This is a genomic window from Micromonospora sp. WMMD736, assembly GCF_049179015.1.
Taxonomy (GTDB): Bacteria; Actinomycetota; Actinomycetes; order Mycobacteriales; family Micromonosporaceae; genus Micromonospora.
In genome coordinates this window covers 1-11,193 of the sequence record NZ_JBMHMI010000002.1, presented here as the reverse complement: position 1 = coordinate 11,193, position 11,193 = coordinate 1, and the positions used below count along the sequence as shown (strand labels likewise).

At 66.4% G+C, this 11,193-nt stretch carries 8 protein-coding genes and 1 pseudogene; 4 read left to right on the top strand and 5 right to left on the bottom strand.

Annotation, left to right across the window (positions count from 1 at the left end; translation table 11 throughout):
• The 3 genes from ACN269_RS32255 to ACN269_RS32245 all read right to left on the bottom strand — a co-directional run.
• Positions 1–1,110 (bottom strand): MFS transporter (locus ACN269_RS32255; RefSeq protein WP_421476743.1); only part of this gene is annotated, 1,110 nt, incomplete at its 3' end.
• 6 nt (positions 1,111–1,116) lie between these two features.
• Positions 1,117–2,442, bottom strand: a complete 1,326-nt coding sequence (locus ACN269_RS32250; protein WP_421476741.1) for a hypothetical protein — start codon at positions 2,440–2,442, stop codon at positions 1,117–1,119.
• A 122-nt stretch (positions 2,443–2,564) separates the two neighbouring features.
• On the bottom strand, positions 2,565–2,960 hold the full coding sequence (locus ACN269_RS32245; protein ID WP_421476739.1) for a hypothetical protein: 396 nt from the start codon (positions 2,958–2,960) through the stop codon (positions 2,565–2,567).
• A 54-nt stretch (positions 2,961–3,014) separates the two neighbouring features.
• Between ACN269_RS32245 and ACN269_RS32240 the strand changes: the two genes are divergently transcribed.
• Positions 3,015–3,899: a bestrophin family ion channel gene (locus tag ACN269_RS32240; RefSeq protein WP_421476737.1), complete on the top strand. Its 885-nt coding sequence runs from the start codon at positions 3,015–3,017 to the stop codon at positions 3,897–3,899.
• 39 nt (positions 3,900–3,938) lie between these two features.
• Here the strand turns inward: ACN269_RS32240 and ACN269_RS32235 are convergent.
• Positions 3,939–5,075 (bottom strand): annotated as a pseudogene (locus tag ACN269_RS32235) (MFS transporter); the annotation flags it as partial.
• Positions 5,076–5,089: 14 nt separating this feature from the next.
• Entirely contained in the window at positions 5,090–5,896 is an 807-nt protein-coding gene (locus tag ACN269_RS32230) for a hypothetical protein (protein ID WP_421476735.1), read from the bottom strand.
• Positions 5,897–6,334: 438 nt separating this feature from the next.
• Between ACN269_RS32230 and ACN269_RS32225 the strand changes: the two genes are divergently transcribed.
• From ACN269_RS32225 to ACN269_RS32215, 3 genes are all read left to right on the top strand, one after another.
• The gene (locus tag ACN269_RS32225) at positions 6,335–8,773 is read left to right on the top strand and encodes a response regulator (RefSeq protein ID WP_421476733.1); all 2,439 of its coding nucleotides are present in this window, start codon (positions 6,335–6,337) and stop codon (positions 8,771–8,773) included.
• On the top strand, positions 8,763–10,145 hold the full coding sequence (locus ACN269_RS32220) for a sensor histidine kinase (protein WP_421476731.1): 1,383 nt from the start codon (positions 8,763–8,765) through the stop codon (positions 10,143–10,145). Before ACN269_RS32225 ends, ACN269_RS32220 begins: the two co-directional genes overlap by 11 nt.
• The coding region (locus ACN269_RS32215) for a response regulator (RefSeq protein WP_421476730.1) at positions 10,142–11,193 on the top strand (1,052 nt) is incomplete at its 3' end. The genes ACN269_RS32220 and ACN269_RS32215, both read left to right, overlap by 4 nt.

Genomic DNA, 11,193 nt, shown 5'->3' with positions numbered 1-11,193 from the left:
CTGCACCACCGCGCTCAGCCCCTGCTCGGCGGCCATGACGCGAGCCAGGTACTCCGGATCGGCGCGTTGCTGCAGCAGCGCCGTGGTCACCGGCTTGAGCAGACCCTCGCCCAGAAAGCCGACTCCCAACGCCATCGCCACCGCAGCGATGCCGAACCCCGGCACCGCGCTGGCCGCCAGGTAGCCGAAGCCGAACAGCGCCAGTCCGACTCCGATCGCATGCACGCTGGGCAGGCCCTTGGTCAGCAGCAGCTGAGCCAGGCCGGCTCCGCCGATCAGCAGACCCACGCCGCGCGCCAGGTACAGCAGCCCGATCCCGGCCTCGCCGAGGCCGAAGACCTCCTCGGAGTACAGCGCCAGCAGCACCTGAGCTCCGACGCCGAGGTAGATCGCCATCCGGATGACGAACACCCAGGCCAGCGGGCGATCCCGGACCAGGTAACCCAGGCCGGTGAGGAAATCGCCAAGTAGGCCTTGACAGGAATGCTGCCTGGTGCGGTCGGATCCGGTGCGCAGCCTGCCGATTCTGCCGAAAACGATTGCGCTGGCGCAAAACAGCACGGCGACGAGGAGCATCTCGCCCGGCTGGTGCAGATTGCCCAGGGGTTGACCGATAAAGATCGCTCCGCTGCAGACCAGCATCAGGCTGGGGATGGCCATCAGAAAAACGTTGGCCCGGGTGAGATGGACGGGTTCGACCACCTGCGGCAGCAACGCCATGTTGGCGACGATGAACGTCGTGATGGACGCCGAGTAGAGCAGATAGATCGCGAAGAACCAGCCGACCGGCAGCGTCGATGACCAGACGAGCAACACCAGCGCCAACCCACCGTTGCAGACGTTGACGGCCACGATGACGTGGCGCCGGTCGAACCGATCGAGGATGCTGCTGATCACGGGCATCAGAAAGAAGGCCGGCAGGAACTGTGTCACCAGCAGTAGACCCGGCCCTAGCGCGCTGCCTGTTCGGTCGTAAACGGTGTGCAGCAGAACGATATTGGACGTCCAGACCGCGAAGTACGAGAGGAACTGCCCGCACACCATCAACCCGAAACTGCGGTTCGACAGCAGCGACGTCGCCGGGCTGGCGGGCCGAGCGGCGCGAGTCATGGGCACCTATCCCGATGCGAAGAACGTATGTTTCGAGACATGCGTCGGCTCCAGTGCCGGCCCGATCGGCGACTCCAGCAGTCGGCGGCCCACGTAGTCGATCTCTTCAACCACCTGATCGACCGGGGCGATGTGCCCGTCGAGGCTGCCGATGTACTCAATCTCGATCTGGCGAAGGCGTCGTCCCGAAGTGTCAGCACAGTGGTCGATGCTGAACTGGAAGCTGTGACCGTTGGCCAGCGCGATGGGGATCTTGCGTTGGGTCTTGGTGAACTCGTTGAGCTTCTCCAGTCCTCTGTCCTGGATGAAGTTGTCCGGCGTCGTCACCGCGCCGTCGAGATCGGTCGTGTGTGATGCCTGGGTGGCGCGCAGCAGGACCGAACCACTTTGGCGCGCATCCTCTTTGGTCTTCAGTGAGCAACGGCCGCTAGCGGTTTCGACCACCGTCGTGGTCGTATTCGGCCGCAGTCCCCTGCAGACGTGGTAGCGGCGGACTCGCGCAACGCTGTGGGGGAACGGCAGCAGCAGACGCCACTTGTCTTGCCGGTCGTGCAACCAGCCACTGAGTTGACCGAACGTCCGCTCAATGTTGTTCGAGGACAGCATGTGCTTGTACTCGATCTCCGGCAGCGCCAGATGCGTTCTCATCGGCACCAGGCTGTGGAGTAGGAACTGGAAATAGCTCGTGAGCCCGGCGAACGGCTTCCAGTGGCCCGCGGCGCGCAGGCGCCGGGTGATGGGCACGGCGGATTCGTCATCGTGGGGCAGCTTGACCTCCACGCGCGGCCCCAGGTCGCCGAGCGGTCTCGGCTGCCGGCCCATTTTGACGACCTCGCGTGAGAGATCGATCGTCAGCCGCTGAAGCTCGTCGTGAGCCTCGGCAAGCGCAAAGTGGCGCCGCCGAGTCATTTTCAGCAGGTTCGGGCGCCGTACAGCGCCGGCCAGGTCCCAGGCTTCACCGTCACCGACGGCGCTCTCGGGTAGGCCGGCGATGGTGCCGAGGCGTTCTTTGGTCTTCCCGTACTTCTTCTCGACGCGCCACGTCAGCTTCTTGATGTCGCCCATTGTCACCGCGGTCGGATCGTCGAGATGGGCGTAGGTCCGCAGCCGAAAGGATGTATCGACGTCCGGGGCGCCGCGTTCGGGGCTGTAAAAGTACAGCGTCAGCGTGACCGGTTGCGGCCGGTCGATTTCCGGGTAGTCGCGTTCGATCGTTTTCTCGATTGTCGGGAGGTCGCTGCGGAACAGGTCGTACTTGACTTCGTTACGCACGATGGCGTCGTCGGCGACCGAATTCCGGTCCGGCAGGACGCAGGTGGCGGCTCGGTTCACGATGCACTCCTTTGTTGGTGGCCCGCGTGTTTCGCTGTTGCGTCCCAGAATGCGCCGGCAACGTGAGAGTCGAAGGGGACGCAGATGAGGGCGCTCTCATCTGGTTCAGGGAGTTGTGGGCGTCAGCAGCCGCCGAAATATTTCTGAAAGGCCATCGGGACGCCGTCTGCCCTTGCATCGTCCCAACATGTGCGATGCGGAAAAGCCACGTAGGTGCGCCATTTCGCGTCAACCAGGTGAACCATCCGTTGTGAGTCCCCAGGGACCTCCCAGCGGATGACCGCCCATGGCCATTCACATTCGGTGACTTCGGCGCGCGCGTTGCGTTGGTAGTCGGGAAGGTCGAGGTCGCCTGAGATCTCCCTCGCGTCGCAACTTCGACCTGCAGACACCGGAGGCGACTCGCCGTTGGTCGTTTCGCAGGACATGATAGGCATGACCGCGCCGAGAACGATGCCAACGACCGCCACGGCCCTGAGGGAGCCGGTCAATGCAGCGTCGCGCACCTTGTACAGCATCTCACCAATTGCGTCGCGTAGTGGCCGTAACGGCCACCGCATACGCTGGTCGCGATGATCCGAAGCGTAGGGCCGGCGGGCCCGGTCAACGTCGTCGGGTTGGTGGGGTGGCAACTCAAGTACAACCTGCTGGCGGTGGTGGTGGTTGCCGCCGTCCTGCTGCAGCTTCCCGACACCGTCGATCCGGACGACTACGACGCCATTCTGGCCACCGCCGGCGTCGTGGCGTCGATATTCGTCGGGTTCCGCAATATGAACGCCTACCAGCGCTGGTGGGAGGCACGGACCCTGTGGGGTGCGGTCATCAACGACTGCCGAGCCATGCACAACGGGCTATCGGCGGTCGATACCGGCTCGGCGGAGATGGCACCGGTCCTTGATCGAATGCGGCGCCGTCAGGTCCGCCACGCTTGGCAGTTGGTCGCCGAATTACGTGGGGTCGCGCCGCAGCCCGGGGTCACCGACCTCACCGCGGATTCACCCGACGCGACCGCCACCGAGCTGCTCAATCTTCAGGCGCAAGATGTTCAACGGCTAGCTGCCGGCGGGCATATCGACCCGCCGGCCCGGGTGATGCTGATGACGGTGAACAACGATCTGGTGTCATCGCAGGGCGGGCTGGAGCGCATCCGCAACCAACCCATCCCGGCCCACTACGACATGTTCATTCGTGGGCTGGCCTGGCTGTTCGCGCTCGTGGCGTTCAACCTTCTCCATGTCGCCACCCACTATGTCGGCAGCATCCTCGTGGGCTTGTTGTTCATGATGGTGTTCGTCTCTGCGGAACGGTTGGGGTATTTCCTCGAGCGCCCGATGAGCAACAGCGTCTTTGATCTGCCGATGTACCGGTTCTGCAGCACCATCACCGCCAATCTGCTCGGCAGCGGGCAGCCGCTGGCCAAGCCCAGGCAGGGCAACAAGGACACCGTCTGGTGGTGAGGACCCATCCGGCGACCGCCGGCGGGACAGGTGCAACTGGACGACGGCGCCGGCGAGCAGCGCGGCCACCGATCCCACGCCCACCCCGGCGCGCGGTCCGGCGAGGTCGGCGATCCAGCCGACGATCGGACCTCCGACCGGAAGCCCACCGAGCAGCACCATCGCCGCCAGCGCCATCACCCGACCGCGCATCGCAGGCGCACAGCGTTGTTGCAGCAGCGCCGTCGAGGCGGTGACGAACAGCGCCGCCGTGGCGCCGGTGGCGCAGCAGGCGACCACAGCCAGCGCCATGTTGGGCGCGATCGCGATGAGGCCGTTGGTCACGGCGAAGGCGACGATCGCTCCGGCCAGGAACCTCAACTCGATCCGCCGGCGTCGAGCCACCGCCAGCGCCCCGAACACAGATCCGATTCCGATGGCGGTGTAGAGCAGCGTGTAGGCGCCCACGCCGCCGTCGAACGTCTGGTCGGCCAGCAACGGGATGATCACCTGGTGGTTGAACCCGAAGGTGGCCAGCACGCCGGTGAGCAGCAGCGCGATCCGCAACTCGGGGACGCTCCAGGCGTAGCGGAGACCGGCCCGCACTGCCCCGGGTTCCCGCTCTGGTGCGGCAATGTGCAGCGCGTCGCGCCGGATCAGCGACAGGCCGGTGAGTGCGAGCAGATAGCTGACCGCGGTGCCGACAAAGCACCAACCCATACCCACCGACGCGATCAGGGCGCCGGCCGCCAGCGGACCGAGGATCCGGCCCGCGCCGGTGACCGCACTGTTGAGGCTGACCGCCCGCGGAATTTGGTCCTCTTCGACGAGCTCGGCAACGAAGGCCCGGCGCGCGGGGTTCTCAACAGCGTGGAGCACACCGAACCCGAGTGTTAACGCGTAGACGACAACCAGGTTTTCGACGCCGGCTAGCAACAGCGCACCGAGCGTGCCGGCTTGGCCGACGATCAACAGCTGCGTGGCGATGAGCAGGGTCTGCTTGTCGACGCGGTCGGCCAGCGCCCCGGTCCACGGGCCCAACACCAGCAGCGGCCCGAAGGTCGCGACGGTGATCCAGCCGAGCGCGGCGCCGCTGCCGGTCAGCTCGCTGGCCAGCCAGGCCAGTGCCACGAACTGCATCCAGGTGCCGCACTGTGATGCGATCTGGCTGGCCAGGAAGAGTCGGAAGTTAGCCATGTGAAACCCGCCCGCTACACCGCTGCGACCGATCGCCCCGCCGGTGCCACCTCTCGACTGAATTGGAGTTGCGGCGCAGGCTGTTTGGGCGATGCGAACAATCCTTTGCGCAATTGTCGGCGGAACAGATGCGCGAGGTTGCGCACCCCCATCGGACATATCGCGATCAACCCGTCGCCGCGGTCGTATCCGGGGTTGCGCTCCAGATAGAAACTGATGTCGGGATCTTCGACGTCGGCCGCTGACACGTGGGCTTCATGTTCGTTGATGCGCCGCAGCGGTTTACGGACCGTGCCGAACTGCTCGTCGAAGCAGTCCCCGTAGTACGTCTTGCCGAGGGTGGTGATCACCTCGAGTACCTCATCTGATGTGGCGCGGGTCGGGCACGGGTAGTACTCGCCGAGGTTGCGCGCCATCGCCAGGTACGGGCGGTAGGTGAGGCAGTCGCACCAGAAGTAGACCCGGCCGAACCGGGGCGACAACAACGGGCCGAGCACGCGACGCACGACCATCCACTGAGTAAGCCCGCTCGACCGGAACTCGGGCTCCAAGTAGGTCAGCCCCATGTAGAAAGTCGCCACGGGTCGGCCCGTCGCGGGTCGCACCACGAGGTGCCGCAACCCGCAGAAACCGATCAGCGCCCGATCCTTTCGGCGAATGAAGAGTGCGACCTCATCGAGGGTCGCCAGCTTGTCCTCGAACTCGGACCGGGTCATGTTGTGATGCGGCGCGTAGAGAGCCCACATCCGGTCCAGCGTCGCCTTGTCCAACGTGACGACGGGTCGGATCGAGATCGCGGTGCGAGTGATAGCCCGCAGCATGACAGCCGTCCTTTCATCAGGTGATTCACGCGGTTTCGCGTTGGTGCTCAGATTCGCGCACCGACGTGACGGTCAGAGGAGACGCAGATGAGAGGTCGCTCATCAATGCAGGTGATGATGCGCTTGCTCAGCCGGGCAAGCGCCACGTCGCGCAGTTCATTCAGAATTCGCTTGTCCGCCTGTGTTTCACGGATTCATCGCTCCCTGAATTGCCGACGATCATGCTCGGCAGCCTCGCTCGAGTAGATGCGTCCGGTTGCGGGCCTGCAGGGGTGTGATCCATGCTGAGCCATCGCCCAATTACGGGTCCCGCAGGATCTGATCCGGGTGACCGGCGGAGGACGAGATGGAAGCTGGCGCTGGACCATCGACTCGGATCGTGTTGCGTCCAAAAACATGCGCCCTACGGCCCACTCCTAACGGTCCGAGGTGAGCGCGGTGACCGGGCAGGACGCGATGCATGCGCCGCGCGCCGACATGCTTGCTATCGCGCCGATGGCCATTGCCGGTGCGGTCTGGGGCGCAATGTACGTCCTGGCCGGCATCCCAACGGCGGCGCTGTGGCCGTGGGTCTACACCGCACTGGCGGTCGCGAATCTGTGGGCCTACCAACGTCGGGGCTGGACGCGCGCGCTCGATGTCCAGTTGCTGCTCAGCTTGATGATCCCGTGGCTGCTCATGCTCGATCTGGGTGGCTTCCGGCACTCCGGCGCGGTCATGATCTGGTCGCTGATCGCGCCGGTCGGTGCACTGCTGGCGTACGGATTCCGTCGGGCGGTCGGCTGGTTCGTCGCCTACGCCGCGCTGGCACTGCTGGCCGCGGTGCTGGAACAACGCTTGGCCGCCGCCACGCCGGCGCCACCGGATGACTGGGTCGCGGCGTTCTTTTTCATGGACATCATCGGAGTAACTCTGGTGGCGTGGCTCGTCATCGCCCGCTTCGCTGACCAGCGCGCGGCCCTGGTGGGTGCCGAACGCGACGCGCGGCTGGCTGCCGAGGACGCGACGCGCGCAAAGAGCGACTTCCTGGCGAACATGAGCCACGAGATCCGCACCCCGATGAACGCGGTGATCGGCATGAGTCAGCTGCTGGCGGATACTCCGCTCAATCGCGAGCAATCGGAGTATCTCGACGCCGTACGGTCAAGCGCCGAAGTGTTGCTCGCGACCATCAACGATGTCCTCGACTTCTCAAAGGTCGAGGCGGGACGGCTCGAAGTCGAACACGCCCCCGTCGACGTACGCGGCACCGTGGAAAGCTGCCTTGAGGTCGTCGCACCGTTGGCCGCGCGACGCGGCATCGACCTGGTCTACCTCGTCGAGGACGCCGTGCCGGACCGGATCTTCAGTGATGGGCACCGGTTGGGTCAGGTACTGGTCAACTTGTTGACGAACGCGGTGAAGTTCACCGAAGCCGGTGAGGTCCAGCTTCTGGTCGCCGCCGAGTCCGATCGAGAACGGGTCCGGTTCGAAGTCATGGACACCGGAATCGGTATCCCCCCCGAGTCGGTGGAGCGTCTCTTCGAGTCCTTCACCCAGCTCGACGCGTCGACCAGTCGGCAGTTCGGCGGCACCGGTCTGGGCTTGGCGATCAGCCAACGCCTGGTCCAGTTGCTCGGCGGAGAGATCAGCGTGAAAAGTACGGTCGGCGTGGGATCGCGGTTTGCGTTCGGACTGCCCGCCGCAGAGCCCGCCGGCTCCGGGACCGACGAATCAGCGAATCCCGACGAGACCGCACTGCGGGGCCGGACCGTCCTCGTGGCAGCGCCGAATCCGACGGATCGCAGTCTGCTGGCCGGTTTCCTCAACAGGTGGGGCGCGCGCGCGTTGGCGGTATCCGATGGCGACGCAGCGGTCACCGCGGTCGCCGCGCATAACCCCGACGTCGTCGTGCTCGATCGCAGATTCCTCGACATCGTGCCTCGCCTCGACGAAGTGTCGGTCACTCCGGTGCCGCGGGTGCTGCTCTGCCCGCTGGGCGGCTCGGCGCCGGCGGCAACCACGCGGGAGATCGTGGCCGAGGTCGTCACCTCGCCGGTGCGGCGCTCGGCATTTCAGCGCGCACTGGCCGCCGTGTTGCGTGGCGACCCCGCTACCGCGGTGCGGCCTGCCTACCCGGTGCTCGACCGGCTCACCGCCGGCCGAAACCCACTGCATCTCCTCGTCGCCGAGGACAACCCGACCAATCAGCGTCTACTGGTGCAACTGCTGGAGCGGCTGGGCTACGACCCCCAGGTGGTCGGCGACGGCGACGCGGCCTATGCCGCCGTGCAGCGCGGGGGTGTGGATGTGGTGTTGATGGACGTGCAGATGCCACAGGTCGACGGACTCGAGGCCACCAGGCGGATCCGCGCGGCCCGCGGTCCGCAACCGTGGGTGGTGGCCGTCACGGCGAATACTTCCGCGGCCGATCGGGACGACTGCCTGGCCGCCGGCATGAATGATTACCTCAATAAGCCGATCCGGGCTGAGGCGCTGGCCCAGATTCTGCAGCGCGCTGCTGAGCACGTCGCCCCGGCGTCGGCACCGCCACGGGCACCCCCGCTGATCGAGCGAGATGCGCTGGATCAACTTGAGGAACTGACGGGCGATCGGGATTTCGTCCGGCGCCTGCTCGCCGATTTCCCGGCAGAGGCGCAGCGCTTGCTCGCCGCCCTGCACGGGGCCCTTCCGGATGACCGCGCCACCGCCGCGCGGGAGGCCCACAGCCTGAAGTCGAGCGCAGCCGCTTTGGGCGCCAACGCGCTGTCCGATGCTGCCCGCGACACCGAGGCCGCCGCGCGGTCGCGACCCCAGGAACTCGCCGACGCGGTCCGCCGGTTAGACGAAGCCGCGGCGCAGACCATCAAGGCGTTGGAGGCCCTCGATGACTGGTGAGCAGACCGCGGCCACGGTGCTGGTCGTCGAGGATTCGTTGGTCAATCGGCTCGCTCTGGTCAAGGGGGTTGAGCACGAAGGCCACGTCGTGCTGCAGGCAACCGACGGCGGCGAGGCGCTCGACGTGCTGGCCCGCCAGCCCGTCGACATGGTGTTGCTCGACCTCGTCATGCCCGACGTCGACGGGTTCGAGGTACTTGCCACCATGCGCGCCGACACCGAGCTTCGCAGGGTGCCCGTTCTGGTGATCTCGGCGGTGGAAGAAACCGAGCAAATGGCCCGGGCCATCGAGATGGGAGCGATCGACTGCTTGCCCAAGCCCTTTCAGCCGGCGCTGCTGCGCGTCCGGTTACGCACCGCGCTCGAACAATCCCGACTGCGGCGCCTCGAGAGCGCCTACCTGCGTCAGGAGCTCGCGCTTCGCCAACAGGAGCGCCTGGCGACCCTCGGTCGGCTCAGTGCCGGTCTCGGTCACGAGCTCAACAACCCGGCCGCCGCCGCGCTCAGCACCGCGCGCCGACTCGGCCAGCTGCTCGACGAACATGAGACGCTGCTCGCGCGCCTCGTCTTGACCGCCGGTGGTGCGCAATTGGTGCAGGCCTGCGCCGGCCTCGATCCGCGTGGCGCCGGCTCCCACACCCCAGATGGCGGTGAGGCTATCGAGGCGACGCTCTCCGATCTGGGCGTCTCTTCGCCCTGGTCGGCGGCAGCGGAGCTGGCCGGTGGTGTGCTGGAGCCGGCGGAAGTGCGGCGGCTGGTCGAGCCGGTCGGGGACCGAGATCTTGCGGTCGCCTGGTTGGTGAACCGCGTGCGCAGCCGGCGTGCGGTGGACGGCATCACCGAGTCGGTCGGCAGGATGGCCCAACTCACCGCCGCACTACGCGGCTACAGCTACCTTGACCAGGCTCCCCAACAGGACGTCGATGTGCGCCGCGGGCTCGAGGACACCCTGACCATTTTTGCCCACAAGGTGCCTGCCGGGGTGACCGTGCGCCGGGAGTATGCCGACGACCTGCCCCGCATTCACGCCTATGGTGCGCAGCTCAATCAGGTGTGGACCAATCTCATCGACAACGCGCTGGCCGCCGTCGGCGAGCGTGGCACCGTCCTGATTCGCGCGGCCGGCGACGGCGACGGCGTCCTGGTCGAGGTCATCGACGACGGGCCCGGGATCCCCTCCGACATGCAGGCGAAGGTTGTCGAGCCGTTTTTCACCACTAAGCCTCCGGGTGAGGGAACCGGGCTCGGCTTGAGTATCAGCCGACAGATCGTCGAGGAGGGCCACGGCGGATTGCTCACGCTTGAGTCACGACCCGGACGTACGACCCTGCGAACCCGATTGCCACCTCAACCAAGTAAGGGCCATCGATGACTGATTCCCCGAGCCGGCTCACCCCGGTCCTGCTGGCCGTCGACGACGACCCACCCGTCCTCGATGCCGTGGTGTCCGACCTCCGATCCCGCTACGGGCAGCGCTACCGCGTGTTAGGTGCGGGCAGCGGGGCCGACGCGCTTGAGGCGGTCGAGCGGGTAACCCTGCGAGGGCAGCAGGTGGCTGTCGTCGTCGCCGACCAGCGGATGCCGGGAATGACCGGCACCGAGATGCTGCAGGCCGCGAAGCGATTACAACCGTCACTGCGTTCAGTGCTGCTCACCGCCTACGCCGACACCGACACTGCCATCTCGGCGATCAACGAGGTGTCTCTTGACCACTACATCGTCAAGCCGTGGGATCCGCCGGAGGAGCGGTTGTATCCGGTGCTCGACGAGTTGCTCGAGGAGTGGCAGGCCACTCGTCCGCGCCCCGAGGCCGGCGCCCGCGTCATCGGAGAGCGATGGTCTGCAGCAGGCCACAGGTTGCGTGACTACCTGGCACGCAATCTGGTGCCCTTCCGATGGATCGACGTCGATTCCGCCGAGGCGGCGCCGCTACTGGCTGCGGCCGGGTCATCGGTCAGGTTGCCCCTGCTGTTGCTCGAAGACGCCCGTGTGCTTTCCGATCCGTCACCCGCGGATGCCGCAGAGGCGCTTGGAATTTCACAGCGCAGCGAGGTCGACTACCGCGACCTCGTGATCGTCGGCGCCGGACCGTCTGGCTTGGCCGCCGCCGTCTACGGGGCTTCCGAAGGGCTCAGCACCGTGGTCGTGGAAGCCGAGGCCGCGGGTGGACAGGCGGGCTCGAGTTCCCGGATCGAGAACTACCTGGGATTTCCCAACGGTGTGGCGGGCCAAGAACTCGCCCGTCGGGCGCTGGCCCAGGCGCGCAGGTTTGGGTCGACCTTCGTTACACCGGCGCGCGCGGTCGCGCTGCGCGCTGACGATCCGTACCGGGTGGTTGTTCTCGATGATGGGAGGGAACTGCATTGCGGGGCAGTGGTTCTAGCCACCGGTGTGCAATACCGGCGTCTGGACGTTCCCGG

Coding starts and splice junctions, on each gene's coding strand:
- ACN269_RS32245 (WP_421476739.1), bottom strand. CDS start 2,960: ATGCTGTACAAGGTGCGCGACGCTGCATTGACCGGCTCCCTCAGGGCC.
- ACN269_RS32240 (WP_421476737.1), top strand. CDS start 3,015: ATGATCCGAAGCGTAGGGCCGGCGGGCCCGGTCAACGTCGTCGGGTTG.
- ACN269_RS32230 (WP_421476735.1), bottom strand. CDS start 5,896: ATGCTGCGGGCTATCACTCGCACCGCGATCTCGATCCGACCCGTCGTC.
- ACN269_RS32220 (WP_421476731.1), top strand. CDS start 8,763: ATGACTGGTGAGCAGACCGCGGCCACGGTGCTGGTCGTCGAGGATTCG.